This window comes from Bacillus sp. SIMBA_031 (genome assembly GCF_046535225.1).
Lineage (GTDB): Bacteria > Bacillota > Bacilli > Bacillales > Bacillaceae > Bacillus > Bacillus velezensis.
The window spans coordinates 1-16398 of the sequence record NZ_JAWRXC010000003.1; the positions used below are offsets into that span (position 1 = coordinate 1).

20 protein-coding genes and 2 pseudogenes are annotated in these 16398 nt (G+C 44.6%); 14 read left to right on the forward strand and 8 right to left on the reverse strand.

The window, feature by feature from the left end:
* Positions 1-95 precede the first annotated feature (95 nt).
* Both SB724_RS09855 and SB724_RS09860 read right to left on the reverse strand, forming a co-directional pair.
* Positions 96-290 carry a YwbE family protein gene (locus tag SB724_RS09855; protein ID WP_003150901.1) on the reverse strand — a complete coding sequence of 65 codons (195 nt, stop codon included), beginning with the start codon at positions 288-290 and terminating at the stop codon, positions 96-98.
* 129 nt (positions 291-419) lie between these two features.
* Positions 420-611: pseudogene (locus SB724_RS09860) on the reverse strand (LrgB family protein); the annotation flags it as partial.
* A gap of 134 nt (positions 612-745) precedes the next feature.
* Here SB724_RS09860 and SB724_RS09865 point away from each other — a divergent pair.
* From SB724_RS09865 to SB724_RS09880, 4 genes are all read left to right on the forward strand, one after another.
* Positions 746-1180 (forward strand): hypothetical protein, encoded by a 435-nt coding sequence (locus tag SB724_RS09865; protein WP_025650423.1) that lies wholly within the window; start codon positions 746-748, stop codon positions 1178-1180.
* A gap of 61 nt (positions 1181-1241) precedes the next feature.
* Positions 1242-2039, forward strand: coding sequence for an ABC transporter permease (locus SB724_RS09870; protein WP_017418638.1), 798 nt, complete (start codon positions 1242-1244; stop codon positions 2037-2039).
* Positions 2040-2863: 824 nt separating this feature from the next.
* Positions 2864-3418 carry an ABC transporter permease gene (locus SB724_RS09875; protein WP_410570954.1) on the forward strand — a complete coding sequence of 185 codons (555 nt, stop codon included), beginning with the start codon at positions 2864-2866 and terminating at the stop codon, positions 3416-3418.
* Positions 3419-3430: 12 nt separating this feature from the next.
* Positions 3431-4072 carry an ATP-binding cassette domain-containing protein gene (locus tag SB724_RS09880; RefSeq protein ID WP_017418641.1) on the forward strand — a complete coding sequence of 214 codons (642 nt, stop codon included), beginning with the start codon at positions 3431-3433 and terminating at the stop codon, positions 4070-4072.
* Between the two features lie 85 nt (positions 4073-4157).
* Here SB724_RS09880 and SB724_RS09885 read toward each other — a convergent pair whose 3' ends face one another.
* Both SB724_RS09885 and SB724_RS09890 read right to left on the reverse strand, forming a co-directional pair.
* Complete coding sequence (locus SB724_RS09885) at positions 4158-4835, reverse strand: CidB/LrgB family autolysis modulator (RefSeq protein ID WP_017418642.1); 678 nt, start codon at positions 4833-4835, stop codon at positions 4158-4160.
* The gene (locus SB724_RS09890) at positions 4817-5203 is read right to left on the reverse strand and encodes a CidA/LrgA family holin-like protein (RefSeq protein ID WP_007407725.1); all 387 of its coding nucleotides are present in this window, start codon (positions 5201-5203) and stop codon (positions 4817-4819) included. Before SB724_RS09890 ends, SB724_RS09885 begins: the two co-directional genes overlap by 19 nt.
* A 106-nt stretch (positions 5204-5309) precedes the next feature.
* Here SB724_RS09890 and cidR point away from each other — a divergent pair, with 106 nt between their 5' ends.
* From cidR to SB724_RS09920, 6 genes and pseudogenes are all read left to right on the forward strand, one after another.
* Positions 5310-6218 carry a cidABC operon transcriptional activator CidR gene (cidR, locus tag SB724_RS09895; protein WP_044802418.1) on the forward strand — a complete coding sequence of 303 codons (909 nt, stop codon included), beginning with the start codon at positions 5310-5312 and terminating at the stop codon, positions 6216-6218.
* 2 nt (positions 6219-6220) lie between these two features.
* The gene (gene thiM / locus SB724_RS09900) at positions 6221-7039 is read left to right on the forward strand and encodes a hydroxyethylthiazole kinase (RefSeq protein ID WP_265972658.1); all 819 of its coding nucleotides are present in this window, start codon (positions 6221-6223) and stop codon (positions 7037-7039) included.
* Complete coding sequence (gene thiE / locus SB724_RS09905) at positions 7036-7710, forward strand: thiamine phosphate synthase (RefSeq protein WP_265972660.1); 675 nt, start codon at positions 7036-7038, stop codon at positions 7708-7710. The genes thiM and thiE overlap by 4 nt, the downstream gene beginning before the upstream one ends.
* Positions 7711-7785: 75 nt before the next feature.
* Positions 7786-8104 (forward strand): annotated as a pseudogene (locus SB724_RS09910) (Efem/EfeO family lipoprotein); the annotation flags it as partial.
* A gap of 18 nt (positions 8105-8122) precedes the next feature.
* Complete coding sequence (gene efeB / locus SB724_RS09915) at positions 8123-9379, forward strand: iron uptake transporter deferrochelatase/peroxidase subunit (RefSeq protein WP_410570958.1); 1257 nt, start codon at positions 8123-8125, stop codon at positions 9377-9379.
* Positions 9380-9464: 85 nt separating this feature from the next.
* Entirely contained in the window at positions 9465-10067 is a 603-nt protein-coding gene (locus tag SB724_RS09920) for a DsbA family oxidoreductase (protein ID WP_095060328.1), read from the forward strand.
* Between the two features lie 20 nt (positions 10068-10087).
* On the opposite strand, the gene SB724_RS09925 is transcribed toward SB724_RS09920, so the two are convergent.
* The 3 genes from SB724_RS09925 to SB724_RS09935 form a co-directional block, all read right to left on the reverse strand.
* A complete protein-coding gene (locus SB724_RS09925) occupies positions 10088-10762 on the reverse strand; it encodes a glycosyltransferase family protein (protein WP_410570960.1) in 675 nt (224 codons plus the stop codon).
* On the reverse strand, positions 10762-11442 hold the full coding sequence (locus tag SB724_RS09930) for a class I SAM-dependent methyltransferase (RefSeq protein WP_410570962.1): 681 nt from the start codon (positions 11440-11442) through the stop codon (positions 10762-10764). The genes SB724_RS09925 and SB724_RS09930 overlap by 1 nt, the downstream gene beginning before the upstream one ends.
* Before the next feature lie 216 nt (positions 11443-11658).
* Positions 11659-11820, reverse strand: coding sequence for an anti-repressor SinI family protein (locus tag SB724_RS09935; RefSeq protein ID WP_003150917.1), 162 nt, complete (start codon positions 11818-11820; stop codon positions 11659-11661).
* A gap of 335 nt (positions 11821-12155) precedes the next feature.
* Between SB724_RS09935 and SB724_RS09940 the strand changes: the two genes are divergently transcribed.
* The 4 genes from SB724_RS09940 to galT all read left to right on the forward strand — a co-directional run bounded on the left by SB724_RS09940 (position 12156) and on the right by galT (position 16012).
* A complete protein-coding gene (locus tag SB724_RS09940; RefSeq protein WP_007614590.1) occupies positions 12156-12779 on the forward strand; it encodes a TetR/AcrR family transcriptional regulator in 624 nt (207 codons plus the stop codon).
* Positions 12780-12858: 79 nt separating this feature from the next.
* Positions 12859-13245, forward strand: a complete 387-nt coding sequence (locus SB724_RS09945) for a GtrA family protein (protein ID WP_029325749.1) — start codon at positions 12859-12861, stop codon at positions 13243-13245.
* Between the two features lie 51 nt (positions 13246-13296).
* Entirely contained in the window at positions 13297-14481 is a 1185-nt protein-coding gene (locus tag SB724_RS09950) for a galactokinase (protein ID WP_044802422.1), read from the forward strand.
* Positions 14471-16012, forward strand: a complete 1542-nt coding sequence (gene galT, locus SB724_RS09955) for a UDP-glucose--hexose-1-phosphate uridylyltransferase (RefSeq protein ID WP_410570965.1) — start codon at positions 14471-14473, stop codon at positions 16010-16012. Before SB724_RS09950 ends, galT begins: the two co-directional genes overlap by 11 nt.
* Before the next feature lie 16 nt (positions 16013-16028).
* Here the strand turns inward: galT and SB724_RS09960 are convergent, their stop codons facing one another.
* A complete protein-coding gene (locus tag SB724_RS09960; RefSeq protein ID WP_003150926.1) occupies positions 16029-16274 on the reverse strand; it encodes a GlsB/YeaQ/YmgE family stress response membrane protein in 246 nt (81 codons plus the stop codon).
* Positions 16275-16398 lie beyond the last annotated feature (124 nt).

Below are 16398 nucleotides of genomic sequence, written 5' to 3' on the forward strand. Positions count from 1 at the left end.
GTCTAATTTCGGATAACAATCATCCGTATTCAAACTTGAAGGTGTTTTTATTTGTCTCATCTTATGGGGTCAGTCCCTGAAGCTCCGGCTTTTTTCTATTCAATAATGTGCTGCACCCGGCCGATTCGCCCGTCTTCAAGGCGGACCTTAATGCCGCGCGGGTGGAAGCTTGAGTTCGTCAAAATATCCTTCACGATTCCTCTTGTCAGCTTTCCTGAACGCTGATCGGCTTTCAGGACGATATCGACTTCAAGTCCTTTTCTGATGCTGCTTCGCTGCTGGCCGTTCATATGACACATCCGTTCTTCAGTCTTTTCACTTCATATCTTATCATATCGTGTTTTCGTCTTTTTATGAAGGACAGACGAATCAATCCTTCATAGCAAATAAAAAAAGACCGCTCTGTAAGGAGCAGTCTTTTATGACATAAACGAAAGCAAAATCGGGGCCGCGCACAGCGTCATAATTGCGGCGAGAATCATGGACACGCTTGAGATCGTTCCTGATACGGAGCTGAGCTCAAATGCTTTAGATGTTCCCGCTCCGTGCGCGCTGGTTCCGAGCAGCACGCCCCGGGCAATTTCGTTATCAATGCGGAAATAGCGGATGACCCGGTCCGATGATCCTAGAGTAAACACCTCTTTATATAGAAAAAAGAAATAAGTCTGATAAAAATAGAAAAAAACTTGATTAAATACATTTTTTTGTATACAATCCTTATATATCAAAAAAAGGAGGATCAATAGTGAAATTCAAAAAAGTACTTACATATTCTTTCGGAACGATTGTTCTTTTGTCAGGTTTAGTTACAACTAATGCTTTGGCAAAAGGAGACACAAAAGATACAGGTTATTATCTCGAGATGCCAAAAGGATTTGGTGCCAATAACTATACAGGGTCTAGAACTAAATACAATGATTCCTCAGTATATCAAAAAAACTCATGGATAGGTAGAGACAGAAAAATAAATTTGTGGATAGTTAATAAAGATAAAAAGGATGTATCAGGCGGTCGTTACGTAGTTGTTAGTAGTGGTCAACATAAGAATATACCAAATGTTGCAATTGAGAAGAATCATGGTAAAGCACTCGGTGTAAGAATTGCTGGAGAGGTACAAGGCCCTCCAAATGCAGTAGTTATTGCAGCAAAAGGAGTTTGGAGTCCAGATAGTAGAAGATAGAATTTGATAATAACTAGAAAGAATTTTTTCTTTCTAGTTATTTGAATTGGGAGGTTTTTTTTTGTTTTATCAATTATTGAAAAATAATTTCATAGAAGTTTTAAGCTCGAAAAAATATAAATTTTCTTTATTAATTATGATTCTCCTTTTCGTTATTGATATTTTCATATCAATCTATCAAAAGTTTTCTCTTCCTTATTTTGATAAAGATCATTTGAGTTTTTCGTTGTATTTTTGGTTAGGCACGAACGACTCTGTTATTAGCGGTATCTTAATATTCTTATTTGTTTTAATTTCTTGCTTACCGTACAGTACAAATGTATTAGAAGAAAAGCAAAATGGTTATTTTCAATTTGTTATATCACGTTGTTCATTATTAAAATATTTTAGTTCCAAAGTGATAACAGCCTTTATTAGCGGCGGTTTCTTATTTGTTCTCCCTTTTGTGTTATCATTCATATTGATGTTAATAATGTTCGGAAACAAGTTGCCGTATACTGAATTTGTTGATAATTATGGAATGTTTCATCAGATTGCAGAGTATCATCCTAGTATTTACATGGCAATATATATTTTAATTTTGTTTTACTATGCAGGGTCTTTTGCAATTTTAGGAGTGTTTTTGTCTACTTTCCTAAAGAATAAATATCTTGCATATGTGTCACCGTTTTTGATTATTTTGGTTTTAGAACCTGTTTTCGAAATATTTTACCCACAGTTATCGCCTATATTGTTAATGAGTCCCATTCAAACTATTACAGGTATTTCGATTATATATCTGTTTGCGATACCATCTTTTGTTTTAGCAATTTCATTAGTAGGAACTTATATTGGGTTGAAAAGATATGTTCAACAATAACTTTCTGTATTATTTACTGAAAATAAGTTACAAAAGAATTTTATTAACATTTATAATTTTGCTGTTGTTAAATTCGGCCGTATTTTATAATAATACAATTAATTCAGCAATAGATATTAGTTTTATGAAAATTTTCTTGAACATATTAGGTGGACCTACAAGCTTTATAACAGTATGTGTATTTTTGTTGTCTTTGAATAGTTTGCATTTTTCAAATTATGTTATACCACGGTTTAATAAGAGAACTATTTTTTTTAGTTTTATTATTAAGCTTATCCTATTAAGGACTATTTTGTTTTTAGTATTAGCAGTATTAAGTACTTTACTTACAGCGTTACTTTTATCACCTGGTACATTTCTTAAAACTATAATTTATACAAATGGGACTATTGGATTGCAGCTAGTATGTTTGTTATTAGGGTGGGTAATGGTTTTATTAATTATTCAGTTAGTTATATTGATATTCGAATTGAAGTTTCCAAGATACGGAATGTTAATTGGTTCGGTTATTGTACTACTAATCCTATTTAATGATATGTATGATTATTTTTCAATCATATTTGTTCAGGCCATATCATCCACGTTTTACGATAAATTATATCTATTATTTATAATTGTTTTTACATCCTTGATTTGCTTGAAACTATCAAAGTCTTTTCAAATACTGAGGAGATAAATAAAAAATGTATTTATATGATGTGAAAAATATCTGGAGACAGAATAAATGGCAATGGATAATTTGGATTTTTGTTATTGCTTTTTTGCTATTTATGATAGTCCATAGTCTCAATATAATTAATATTAATTCTGTTTGGGAGTCGTTGATGGGAAATGAATTATTTTTCATGCCGTTCCCTTATTTCTTTATCTGTGGATTTTACTTGTTGATTAATGGTAATTATTTATATCAACAACGGAGTAAAACAATTTCTATTGTCCTTACTAGAGTATCCTCGAGGAAACAATGGTTATTTGGCAAACTCTTTTTTACTATAGTAATGTGTACTAGTTATTGTCTGTTGTTAATTTTATTAGTACATATAGCTGTTTTTTTAAAACATGGAAATTTTAGATATGACCATGATACAGCCTATACTTTTTTTACAGTTTTTTTAACTTTGTTAATTTGTGGTTTGTTTCAAACCATTTATATTTTGAAAGTAAAACCTATACAAGCTTTTTTTGTAGTGTATGGTCTATTGATACTTCCTGTATGGATTGACGTACCTTTTTTACCTGGTTTCTACTCTTTTATTAGCAATACTCTTATAACTCCGCATGAAGTTAATCATAGTGGTTATTTGTTTTTCTTTACTATAATAACAATTTGTTTAATTATGCTTGCAATTAAGCAAATTAGACACAAAAACTTTTTTTAAAGGGAGAACAATATGTCTTTAACAATAAAGTTAGACCATGTCACTAAAACACTTAATTCCAATAAGGTAGTAAATGATGTTTCGCTACAGTTATTTTCAGGAAAGGTTTACGGATTTAAAGGTGTGAACGGTTCGGGGAAATCGATGCTTTTCAGAGTGATTTCTGGGCTACTCGTTCCTGAAAAGGGTGTTATAACTGTGAACCAAAGCATTTTACATAAGGATATATCGTTTCCAGAGAGCATGGGGATAGTTATTGAAAATCCGGAATTTATTCCTCACTTAACGGGCAAACAGAATTTAAAAGTGCTTGCATCAATAAAAAAGAAAGCGACGGACGCAGATATTAATAAAGCATTAGACATAGTTGGTTTGGATAAAAATGATTCAAGAAAGTATAAGAAGTTCTCACTAGGAATGAAGCAACGTCTAGCTATTGGACAAGCTATTATGGAAAATCCGGATTTGCTAATCCTTGATGAGCCAACTAATGCATTGGATGAAGAAACACTTCATAAAATAAAGACTTTTTTGATCGACTATAAAAAAAGGAACAAGTTAATTCTTATTTCAAGTCACGATAAAAACTTTCTTGAATCAATTAGTGATGAAATATTTGAAGTGAAGGATGGAGGTGTAATTGTTTCAATGTAATAGCTATTAAAATTGAGTTTACTAAAAACACCATTTCTTAAGAGAAATGGTGTTTTTAATTTAAATATAGTGAAGTTAATGAGGGTTAAAAAAACGAAAGCAAAATCGGGGCCGCGCACAGTGTCATAATCGCGGCGAGAATCATGGACACGCTTGAGATCGTTCCTGATACGGAGCTGAGCTCAAATGCTTTAGATGTTCCCGCTCCGTGCGCGCTAGTTCCGAGCAGCACACCCCGGGCAATTTCGTTATCAATGCGGAAATAGCGGATGACCATCGGCCCGATGATCGTTCCCAATAAAGCCGTTAAAATGACGAAAACCGCTGTAACGGCCGGCATCCCGCCGATCATTTCTGAAACGTTCATGGCAATCGGCGTCGTCACGGATCGCGGCACGAGACTGTCGACTAAGCTGCTGCCGAGATGGAACCATTTCGCGATAAAGGCCGTTGACAGAATGGCGATACATGAACCGACCGCTACGTTCAAAATAATTTCCACGGCGTATTTCTTTAAAATCGGGAAATATTTATAAAGCGGGATAGCGAACGCCACTGTTGCCGGCTGAAGCATATCGGTCAGCAGTCCGCCGCCGAGATTGTATGTCTGATACGGGACATTGACAAGAAGCAGCAGTACGACCAAAACAGCGGGCGTAATCAGAAGCGGCGACGTATACACCCGCGGAAAACGAGTGTAGAGTTTTTTCGCGCCCAAATATACTAAGACAGTTAAGAATAAACTTATGATTCCGATGAACACGTTTGTTTTTTCTCCTTTCTTTTTGCTATCAGCTGTGTAAGCGTACCTGTTGAAACCATCACGACAAATGTGCTGATGACGACGACAAGTAAAATGCTTACGCCGAATTTAGACATAATATCTCCGTATTCAATCACTCCGACGGCAGACGGGATGAAAAACAGCAGCAGCTCACCGAGGAGCCATGCTGCGCCAAGCTCAATCCATTCAAGTTTGATAATCTTGAAATGCAATAATGTGAAAAGAATCACAATCCCGATTATACTGCCGGGAATATTTATATGAAGAGCCGCCGTGACCCAATTGATCAGACGCGCAAATATAAACAGCAGAGCGATTTGAATAACGGTAAGCAGCAATTTTTTCATAATGATGCCTCCCTTATATTTATATTGTACAGAAGGTTTTGCTATAGGTAAAATACATATAAAGAATAATGTGTATTCCTTTTGTCTATAGAAAGGATGAAATGTAATGGATATCCGGCACTTAACGTATTTCTTGGAAGTGGCCCGTTTGAAAAGCTTTACGAAGGCTTCACAGTCGCTGTATGTTTCACAGCCGACAATCTCAAAAATGATTAAAAACCTGGAGACGGAGCTCGGCATTAAGCTGTTTTACCGCAATGGCCGGCAAGTTGAACTGACTGACGCCGGGCAGAGCATGTATGTGCAGGCGCAGGAAATCACAAAGTCATTCCAAAACCTGACGTCAGAGCTGAACGATATTATGGAAGTGAAGAAAGGGCACGTCCGCATCGGTCTTCCGCCGATGATCGGGTCCGGCTTTTTCCCGAGAGTGCTCGGTGACTTCCGCGTCACATATCCCGATGTGACGTTTCAGCTTGTTGAGGACGGCTCTATTAAAGTGCAGCAAGGAGTGGAGGACGGCTCGCTTGATATCGGGGTCGTCGTGCTTCCCGCGAATAAAGAGATTTTTCATACGTTCACAATCGTCAAGGAAACCCTTATGCTCGTCGTCCATCCGTCACATCGGCTCGCGGACGAGAAGGAATGCAGTCTTCACGAATTGAAAGAAGAGCCGTTCATATTTTTCAGGGAGGATTTTGTCCTTCATAATCGAATTATGACGGAATGCGTGAAAGCCGGATTCAGGCCGCACGTCATTTATGAAACGTCACAGTGGGACTTTATCAGCGAAATGGTATCCGCCAATCTCGGTATCGGCCTGCTGCCGGAAAGAATCTGCCGCGGTCTTGATCCTGACAAAGTCAGAACCATTCCGCTCGTTCATCCGGTCATTCCGTGGCATTTAGCCATCATTTGGCGGAAAGACCGCTATATGTCCTTTGCCGCCAGAGCCTGGCTGGAGCATACGAAATCGTATTTATGGAATCCGAAAAAGAGAAAAAAGGATGATTAAGCATGGACGCACAAACCGCAGCTCAACACTTGAGTAAAGTGCGGGATCAAAACCCGCTCGTTCACAGTATCACCAATAATGTCGTCACGAACTTCACCGCTAACGGACTGCTCGCGCTCGGCGCATCGCCCGTTATGGCTTATGCAATTGAGGAGGCCGCCGACATGGCGAAAATCGCAGGAGCGCTCGTCCTGAATATAGGCACCCTCAGTTCGGCGTCGGTTGAAGCTATGATCGCAGCCGGAAAATCGGCCAATGAAAACGGTGTTCCGGTCATTTTTGATCCGGTAGGCGCCGGCGCCACGCCGTTTCGGACGGCATCAGCCCGCAAGATCATACAGGAGGTCCGCTTGTCCGCCATTCGCGGAAATGCCGCGGAAATCGCCAATATTGCCGGCGCCCCTGATTGGAAGATAAAAGGCGTGGATGCGGGGGAAGCCGGAGGAGATGTGGTTCACCTCGCTAAGACGGCTGCAAGCGGGCTGAAGACGGTCATTGCGATTACCGGAAAAACCGACGTCCTCTCCGACGGCACCGACACATACGCCGTACATAACGGTGATAAACTGCTGACGAAGGTGACGGGGGCGGGATGCCTGCTGACGTCTGTAATCGGAGCCTTCTGCGCAGCGGGGCAGGACGTTCTGCAAGCGGCCGTTTCAGCCGTTTCTGTATACGGAAGCGCCGCTCAGCTTGCCGCTTTGGACACCGTCCATAAGGGGCCGGGCAGCTTCCAGATTGAGCTTTTAAACAAGCTGGCAAGCATCTCAGAACAAGAAGCGGCCGAGCTTGCTGCAATTGAAAGGGTGACAGTAAAATGACGCGTATTTCTCGGGAAATGATGAAGGATATGTTATCGGTTTATTTTATTATGGGATCAAACAATACAAGCGCAGACCCCGTTTCTGTGGTGAAAAAAGCCATTGAGGGCGGCGCTACGCTTTTTCAATTTCGGGAAAAGGGGAGCGGTTCTTTAACAGGGGATGAACGTGTCCTGTTCGCGAAGCAGGTGCAGGATGTCTGCAGGCAGGCCGGGATTCCTTTCATCATTAATGATGATGTCGAATTGGGCTTGCGCCTTCAGGCGGACGGAGTGCATATCGGACAGGATGACGCAGACGCCGAAGAAACGAGAGCGGCAATCGGCGATATGATTCTGGGTGTGTCAGCACATAACGTCTCCGAGGTGAAGCGGGCGGAAGCCGCCGGAGCCGATTACGTCGGAATGGGCCCGGTCTATCCGACCGAAACAAAAAAAGATGCTGAAGCTGTGCAGGGCGTTACATTGATTGAAGAGGTGCGGCGTCAGGGCATCAGCATTCCGATTGTAGGAATCGGCGGCATTACGGCTGACAACGCGGCGCCCGTCATTGAAGCGGGTGCAGACGGCGTCAGCATGATCAGCGCCATCAGCCAAGCCGAAGATCCAAAAGCGGCAGCGCGCAAGTTTTCAGAGGAAATTCAGCACTCCAAAGCAGGGCTGTCCCGATAGGGCGGCCCTTTTTCTGTGTGCGCAAAAAGGCAGTGACGGACTTGGAGAATATAAGCCGTATGTCAAGAACAGGGCAATCAGCTTGCAATATCGACCGAAGCGTTTGACGGCTCTATCGCTTTGCTCAAAGTGATGCCTGAACCAATCACCGCCGGCGCCGAAGGCTTAAAAGCACTCTATGAACCAGTAAAAAGCGCGCAGTGAAAGATCATTTCGAGGTCACGGAAAAACTTGATGCGGAATTCAGCGAATTTGAAGTTTTGATGTCGAAATCAAAACGTGCGATCAATCGTATACGTCTTGTGATACATTAAGTACAGATCAAATCAGAGAGATAAGCACGAAGCTGACGGCCCTTTCTGAAACCATGTCGAAGATTGCCGATGTGCTTTAAAAGGAGTTAAGACACAGCATGAGCGATGAACAAAACAAGGAAAAACAGATCCACAGACGGGATGTCCTGAAGTGGGGCGCCGTCGCGGGCGCCGCCGTCGCTGTCGGAGCGAGCGGCCTCGGAGGACTCGCGCCGCTCTTCAAACCGGCGGCCACCGCTTCAAAGAAGAATGATGAAAAACGTGATCGTGATCAAATCGTTCCTTTTTACGGAAAGCACCAAGCAGGAATCACAACGGCGCATCAGACGTATGTGTATTTTGCAGCGCTTGATATCATGTCAAGCGACAAAGCCGATGTCATCTCCCTTTTCAAACAATGGACAAGCCTGACACAGCTGCTGACTTCAGGCGCCGTCCCGTCGGGCGAACAGAAAAATAAATATATGCCTCCGCAGGATACCGGGGAGTCGCAGGATCTGGCCCCGGCGAATTTGACCGTTACCTTCGGCTTCGGCCCCGGGTTTTTCGAGAAAGACGGGAAGGACCGCTTCGGACTGAAAGATAAAAAACCGAAGCATCTCGCCGATATTCCGCCGATGCCTAACGACAAGCTCGATAAGAAACAAGGCGGCGGTGATATCGTCATACAGGTCTGCGCGGATAATGAACAAACGGCGTTTCACGCGGTGCGCAACCTGATGAAACAGGCAGCAGGCGTGTGCGAAGTCCGCTTTCTCAATAAAGGTTTCTTAAGCGGCGGGAAAAACGGGGAAACGCCGCGCAACCTCTTCGGATTCAAAGACGGCACCGGCAACCAAAGCACAAAGGATGAAAACCTGATGAATTCGATCGTTTGGGTTCAATCAGGTGAGCCGGACTGGATGACGGGCGGCACGTACATGGCGTTTAGGAAAATTAAGATGTTTTTAGATATATGGGACCGTTCATCCTTGAAGGAACAAGAGGACACGTTCGGGCGGGTGAAAAGCTCGGGCGCGCCTTTCGGACAAAAAAAGGAAAACGATCCCGTGAAGCTGAATCAAATTCCTGCCGACTCGCATGTCAGCGTGGCAAAATCAACCGGCAGACAGATTCTGCGCCGGGCATTTTCCTATACGGACGGAATTGATCCGAAGACGGGCTATGTTGACGCAGGCCTGCTGTTTATCTGTTTTCAAAAAGACCCGGACCGCCAATTTATCCCCATGCTGAAGGCTTTGGCGGAAAAGGATGCGCTGAATGAATACACACAAACGATCGGCTCTTCCTTATTCGCCTGTCCCGGCGGCTGTAAAAAAGGAGAATATATCGCCCAAAGGCTGCTGGAATCGTGACACCTTCCATATGGAGGGTGTTTTTTAAAAAACACTTGTAACTATATATGTTACAACTTAAAATGAAAAGGAAAGGAGACTTACAATGACACTGCAGATTAAAGTATATTCTGATTATGTATGTCCGTTTTGCTTTGTCGGCAAAGCGGCGTTTGAAGAAGCAATCAAGGACAAGGACGTACAGGTGGAATGGATGCCGTTTGAATTGCGTCCGAGCCCCTCGCCGAAACTTGATCCGGTGAATGATCCCGCCAAGCGGCAGATGTGGAAAAACTCCATTGAGCCGATGGCGCAGTCTTTAGGCGTTGACATCACGTTCCCCCGCGTGTCACCGCATCCTTACACGGATTTGGCATTTGAAGGCTTTCATTTCGCAAAGGAACATGGGAAAGGAAGCGAATACCATACACGCGTTTTTCAGGCGTTCTTTCAGGAAGAACAAAATATCGGTGACGTTGGCGTGCTGACAAAGCTTGCGGAAGAAGCCGGACTTGACGGCGCTGCCTTCAAAGAGGCGCTTGAGACAAGAGCGTACAGACACGTACAGCGGGAAGCGCTCCGCCATGCTTATGAGGAAGCCGGCATTACGGCAGTGCCGACGTTTATCATCGGCGATGAGAGAATCCCTGGCGCGGCGGGAAAGGAAACCTTTGAACAAATCATTGAGCGGGAACTGAATAAACGTTAACCCGTAAAAAGCCCTCTCGATCAGCGAGAGGGCTTTGCCATATAGTGTTTGACAAATGTTTGTCTGTCCGCTTCATAAGCCGCGGCGTCAAATGAGTCGCCGCAAAAATGAAGGCACCAAGGGTCTTTTTGGCAGGCGACGCCGACTTGATAGCCGTGTTTTTGAAATTCAAGCGACTGTGATGTGTCGTAAAAATGAAAGCCGCGAAACAAATCCTCCCGCCACTCCACGTCATATTGAGCCGCCATTAACAAGCCGTCAATGGCGTCGGCGGGCGTAAACAGTCCGTCTTCATCACCGTGCTCAAAGACCAGCGGGTGATAAGCATTCCCCCGGTATTCAATCACTTTTCCCATCCGCTCTCCGCTTTCCCACCAAATGCCGTTCGGCGGCAGGGTTTTGCAGCCGGCGACACCGAGAAGGCCGAGATCCTGATGAGATTGAAAGATATGAATCATGTCATGAAGGAAATGCTGATGAATGATAAAGGTATCCTGATGCAGATAAATTTTATATTTGGAGGGGTGTCTCAGCGCTTTGTTGTAGGACGAGGCCATGCTTGCTGAATCGTATATCGGCATGATATCAACGGAGTATGAAGGGGGGACGGTAAGCTGCATGATATGGCTTTTGCACCGGGAGTACAGCGACTCGTCATTCACACAGACGACAAACAGAAATGAATGTGAATCCATTACATGCTCCTCTCGGCCTCAATCACATATTGATACGCCGATGCTTCTGTCATAAAGTCATGCCTTATGCCAAGCTGTACGCATATTTCGTGCAATGATGCAATGGCTTTGTGATAAGAGGGGTGATCAACGCGGATCGCCTCAATGCGTTTCACCTCATAGCCGGCGGCTTTAAATAATGAAAGCGTCTCTTCACGGGTAAAAAAACGCAGGTGGGTCTGATCCATTAATCCGGCGTCCCTGTAAGTCCATTTGCCGGCTAAAAGCTCCAGCACCACTGAGATGTGGCCGACATTCGGTATGCATGCAAGCACCGTGCCGTCTTTTTTTACATACGGGCGAAGCTTTTTCAGCAAGGACCACGGGTCGATAAGATGCTCAAGAACGTCTCCAAACAGCATGCAGTCGAATTGTTCAGATTCGTACGGAAGAATGGCGGATTCAATGTCGCCGCAAAGCACGTGGCTCAATTTGCTTTCCGCCTTTTTTGCGGCTTCGGGATACGCTTCAATGCCGTAAACCGTTATTCCGCGGTCTTCGATCGCCGCTCCTAAATTGCCTGTGCCGCAGCCGACATCAAGCACTGTCCGCCAGTTTTCGTCTATTTTGTTCAATAAATAAGGATTCAGGCCTTCGTAGTAGTTCTGTTGTTTTTCATCATAATAGGGATTCGTATCCATCTGTGTATCACCTCATAAATGGGCATATACACAAGATATGCAGCGGGGGGATCTCATATCACCATGTTTGGCTGTTCAATTGCGGAATGCGGACGGGAATGGTTGTCCGGTATACGGTTTGTTCTCTGATTCCCCTCTTATTGCGGATGTTCCTTTGAAAACTCGGGTGCGGGCGGACTGTGGCAGGTCATATAGTAAAAGGATCCGCCTGTAATCTTACCGCTGGCGGATGGTGTTTTTCATTGGTGTTTTTTTCTTCACCGCTTTTTCAGTATTTAAGAAGCGCCTCACATCGTCAATGTGCAAACCCATGATTCTAGCCTCTTGAATTAACAATTGCCAATCTTGATCTATATCTTTCATTACATGAGTTTTCATAAGAACCTCCAATTGAAAAATTGATTTGCCCAGCTACAGCAGCCAATGTATAACAAATATCACACATAGTTGGCCGGTAATCCCAAATTGAAGATGAATTCACCTACCTATTCCCTAAGAAAATGACTGAAATAACCAAAATCCTTCAAGAATTCTTACGTATAATAATAAACAAATAAATACTGACTGGATAGTATGCAAATAAAAATAAATCATATGACCTATTAACATTTACCCTCAAAGCGTCGACTAGCATATTCTTTTTGCATAAAAAATACCGCAAAAGAATGATTCGGTGTAAGATAAAGTGAATGATCAAACAGCTGGGGTAAAAAATGAAAAAAAACAAATTTCAAATTAAGAGAGAAGAAACATTTGAAAGTTTTATTGACGCAGGCCTTCATCTCCTGATTGAAAGAGCTTACGATTCAGTCTCAATCGATGACATCAGTAAAGCGGCGGGTTTCAGCAAAGGCGCGTTTTACGTTCATTTTGAAAGCAAGGAAGATTTTCTGAAGCATTTGTTAGACAGGCGTCAGATTAAAAAAAGGATTATCACTGGCTATCTCGACGAATTAGAAAAGCAAACAGCGCGGCCGTTGACGCTTTGTGAAGCTGCGGCAAGCGCGGCCAGCTTGTTGATGCGGTTTGTAAACAGCAAGCCTGCCTGGAATGTTGTGTCTTTTGCCGTTCATATGCCTACTTACAAAGTCGTCAGTGAATATGAAGCTTATATCCGTCTTTATAAGTTATGGATAGAAGAAAGCACCATGTACATAAATTGGCTCAAATCGAGAAATTTAATAGAAGACCATATAGATACCGAGCATACCGCTAACATGATGTGCGCGCTCATCGACGGGATGATTAAGCAATCCAATGTGCTGGGAAGGCCGGTTACTTTCCGCAGCATGTTTGACGCGCTCTATGTTTTTGTCAGCGGCAGAAAATCGGGGTAACGTTCTTCTTGATTTGACAAAAGGTTTAGAAAAGTCTTTCAGAAAGCGAGGAACTGCCATGCGCTACAGAGAAATTATGATGTATATCATTATGGGGATATTCACGACCATCGTGAATATCGTCAGTTTTTACATTCTGACGTCGGCCTTTGAGATGGATTACAAGGCGGCGACCGTCGCTGCTTGGATTCTGTCCGTTCTATTTGCATATGTCACGAATAAACTGTATGTATTTCAGCAAAAGACCGCGGGGATGCGGAGTCTGATGAAAGAATTGACGGCCTTTTTCAGCGTGCGGGTATTGTCTCTCGCCATCGATCTCGCCATGATGATTCTTCTGGTCAGTCAATTTCATATGAACGAAACGTTGGCGAAAATCGCCGATAACGTCATTATCGTAGTCGTCAACTATGCGGCCAGCAAGTGGATTGTCTTCAGAAAAGCGAAAGAAGAGGGCGTGTCATAACGGTTTCTTTCCGCGCCCCGGGGGAAAGTGTAATGGTGAAAGGGGATGCGTATGAAGCACAAAATAAAGAAAGCGTTTGCTGATGTATTCGGGGAATCGGAGGACCTGCGCATTTTCTTTGCGCCCGGCAGAGTGAATCTCATCGGAGAGCATACGGATTATAACGGGGGCCACGTCTTTCCGTGCGCGCTGACGATCGGTACATATGCAGCCGTCCGGGAGAGAGGGGACAGGCTCGTCAGAATGTACTCTCATCAATTTAAGGAAGCGGGCATAAAGGAATGCAGTCTCGATGATATCCGTTATCAAAAAGAGGACGGGTGGGCCAACTATCCGAAAGGGGTCATGGCGGAATGTCTCGGCAGCGGTTTTTCCCTTCCGCACGGCTTCGATATTGTGTTCTGGGGAAACATCCCGAACGGCGCGGGGCTGTCATCTTCGGCTTCCATTGAACTTGTTACGGCGGTCATTCTCAAGGAATGCCATGAGCTTGAGGCGGATATGCTCGACTTGGTGAAGCTCGCTCAGACGGCGGAAAATTCCTTTATCGGCGTCAGCTGCGGAATAATGGATCAATTCGCCATCGGAATGGGAAAGAAACATCATGCGATTCTGCTGAATTGCGGGACGCTCAGCTTTGAATATACAAAACTCGGGCTGTCGGGGCTGTCGATCGTTATTGCAAATACCAATAAAAAACGAACGCTTGCAGACTCAGGCTATAATACGAGGCTCAAGGAGTGCGGGGAAGCGCTTTGTGATCTTCAGAAGCATCTTTCCGTTCAATCACTGGGAGAGCTGACCCCTTCCGCTTTTGACGCTCATGCGGAGCTGATTCAGAATGAAGTGAACAGACGCCGGGCGAAACACGCCGTCTATGAAAATCACCGCACAATAGAGGCAGCCGACATGTTCAGTAACAATCAGCTTCATCATATCGGTGAATTAATGAGGGATTCGCATCTCTCTTTACGCGATGACTACGAGGTGACGAGTCATGAGCTGGATACACTGGCTGAAGCGGCCTGGCGCCACGGCGGGGTGATCGGATCAAGGATGACGGGAGCCGGTTTCGGCGGCTGTACAGTCAGTATCGTCAAGGACGATGCGGTTTCGGATTTTATTGAAACGGCAGGAGCCCGCTATGAGGAAAAGACAGGGAGAAAAGCTGACTTTTACACGGCGGATGTCGGAGCCGGAGCGAGAGAACTAAAGGGGGATGACGATGGCAATTGAGCGGCACGTGGAACGTTTAATCCGGTACGGATTGCAAAAAGAGCTGATTTCCTATCTTGATATTGAATATACAAGAAACCGTTTATATGAAGCTTTGCATATCACCCATCCGGAAGTTTCAGAACAGAAAGAAAATGAATCGGCGGCATCATTGCCGGACATATTGGCCCCGATTTATGAATGGGCGGCAGAAACGGGCCGGATTACAGCCGATACAGACACCTATCGCGACCTGCTGAGCGCGAAGATCATGGGCTGCTTTGTCCCGCAGCCGTCCGAGATTGTCCGTCGTTTTGAAGAAACAAAGGCGGTGCACGGGCCGGAGCAGGCGACAAAGGCGTTTTACCGATTTTCAGAGGATGTGTATTATATCCGTTCGGACAGAATACAGCGGAATGTCGGGTGGACGGCTGAGACGGCTTACGGAAAGCTGGACATCACGATCAACCTTTCAAAACCGGAAAAAGATCCGAAAGCAATTGCGGCTGCCAAAGAGCAGCCTCAATCCGATTATCCGAGATGTGTTCTTTGTAAAGAAAATGTCGGGTACGAGGGGAGACCGGATCACCCGGCGCGTCAAAACCTTCGTGTCATTCCGGTGATTCTCGGCGATGAGCAGTGGTTTCTGCAATTTTCTCCGTATGTGTATTACCGGGAGCATTGCATCGTTTTGAAAGACCGGCACGAACCTATGAAGATCAGTAAAAAAACGTTTGACCGGCTGCTGTCGTTCGTCAGCCAGTATCCTCACTATTTTCTCGGTTCCAATGCTGATCTGCCGATTGTTGGCGGCAGTATTTTAAGCCACGACCATTTTCAGGGGGGCAATTATGAATTCCCGATGGCGCGGGCGGAGACAGAAAGCCGGTACAGGCTGCCTGACTATCCGAAAACGGTGTTGGGAATTGTGAAGTGGCCGATGTCGGTCATCCGCCTGCAAAGCGAGAGCGCGTCTGAGCTTTCCGGCGCGGCGGATGCCATCCTGCGGGCATGGCGCGGTTATTCCGATGAGGCGGCTGATCTCCTCGCCTATTCAGGAGAAACACCGCACAATACAATTACGCCGATTGCCCGGCGGAGAAACGGTTTATTCGAATTAGATCTCGTCCTCAGAAATAACCGCACCTCTGATGAGCATCCGCTGGGAATTTTTCATCCCCATCAGGAAGTTCATCACCTGAAAAAAGAAAATATCGGACTGATTGAGGTAATGGGGCTTGCGATTCTGCCGGGCCGCCTTGAACAAGAAATGAAATACACGGCTGAAGCGCTGTGCTCACCGGACCCGGAAGCGGTCTTAACGGCAGACCTTTCTGCGGCAGCGCATAAAGATTGGGCGCTCAGTGTGCTGCATAAGCGGAAGATAACGAAAGAAAACGCGGAACAGATTCTGAAAGAGGAAATCGGCCATGCCTTTGCGCGGATACTGGAGCATGCCGGCGTCTTTAAACAGACAGAAGAAGGCAGAGCGGCTTTCCGGCGGTTTATCCGCCATTTGGGCGCTCTACCGGAAAAAAGCCCCATCCCATAAGGGACGAGGCTTTTTTTTATCCTCTGCTTCTGGCGATCAGGCTGAATAAGAATACCACGATCGCAGCTCCGATGATTGCCGGAATGATGGCAAAGCCGGCAAGGTGAGGACCCCATGTGCCGAGCAGTCCGTGCCCGATCCATGCGCCGATCAGACCGGCGATCATTGACCCGATGATTCCTCCGGGCATACTGCCTTTTACAAATAAACTTCCGATCCAGCCGATAATAATAGCGACAATCAGAGATACGATAAAACCCATAAATATCACTTCCTATTTTTTATTATTTATGCCTATATGTTACCTTCGTTTTGTCCATATTAAACATATGAATGCGTTTTTTATAATGAACATATCAAGGCGCGTTCCGGTCTTTTTTTTCACA

Bases quoted from the DNA above. Each gene is read 5' to 3' on its own strand.
- SB724_RS09950 (WP_044802422.1), top strand. From the start codon at position 13,297: ATGAAGCACAAAATAAAGAAAGCGTTTGCTGATGTATTCGGGGAATCG.
- SB724_RS09920 (WP_095060328.1), top strand. From the start codon at position 9,465: ATGACACTGCAGATTAAAGTATATTCTGATTATGTATGTCCGTTTTGC.
- SB724_RS09945 (WP_029325749.1), top strand. From the start codon at position 12,859: ATGTATATCATTATGGGGATATTCACGACCATCGTGAATATCGTCAGT.
- SB724_RS09890 (WP_007407725.1), bottom strand. From the start codon at position 5,203: ATGAAAAAATTGCTGCTTACCGTTATTCAAATCGCTCTGCTGTTTATA.
- SB724_RS09925 (WP_410570960.1), bottom strand. From the start codon at position 10,762: ATGGATTCACATTCATTTCTGTTTGTCGTCTGTGTGAATGACGAGTCG.
- thiE (WP_265972660.1), top strand. From the start codon at position 7,036: ATGACGCGTATTTCTCGGGAAATGATGAAGGATATGTTATCGGTTTAT.
- SB724_RS09940 (WP_007614590.1), top strand. From the start codon at position 12,156: ATGAAAAAAAACAAATTTCAAATTAAGAGAGAAGAAACATTTGAAAGT.
- SB724_RS09960 (WP_003150926.1), bottom strand. From the start codon at position 16,274: ATGGGTTTTATCGTATCTCTGATTGTCGCTATTATTATCGGCTGGATC.
- SB724_RS09875 (WP_410570954.1), top strand. From the start codon at position 2,864: ATGGGAAATGAATTATTTTTCATGCCGTTCCCTTATTTCTTTATCTGT.
- cidR (WP_044802418.1), top strand. From the start codon at position 5,310: ATGGATATCCGGCACTTAACGTATTTCTTGGAAGTGGCCCGTTTGAAA.
- SB724_RS09855 (WP_003150901.1), bottom strand. From the start codon at position 290: ATGAACGGCCAGCAGCGAAGCAGCATCAGAAAAGGACTTGAAGTCGAT.
- SB724_RS09935 (WP_003150917.1), bottom strand. From the start codon at position 11,820: ATGAAAACTCATGTAATGAAAGATATAGATCAAGATTGGCAATTGTTA.
- thiM (WP_265972658.1), top strand. From the start codon at position 6,221: ATGGACGCACAAACCGCAGCTCAACACTTGAGTAAAGTGCGGGATCAA.
- galT (WP_410570965.1), top strand. From the start codon at position 14,471: ATGGCAATTGAGCGGCACGTGGAACGTTTAATCCGGTACGGATTGCAA.
- SB724_RS09930 (WP_410570962.1), bottom strand. From the start codon at position 11,442: ATGGATACGAATCCCTATTATGATGAAAAACAACAGAACTACTACGAA.
- efeB (WP_410570958.1), top strand. From the start codon at position 8,123: ATGAGCGATGAACAAAACAAGGAAAAACAGATCCACAGACGGGATGTC.
- SB724_RS09880 (WP_017418641.1), top strand. From the start codon at position 3,431: ATGTCTTTAACAATAAAGTTAGACCATGTCACTAAAACACTTAATTCC.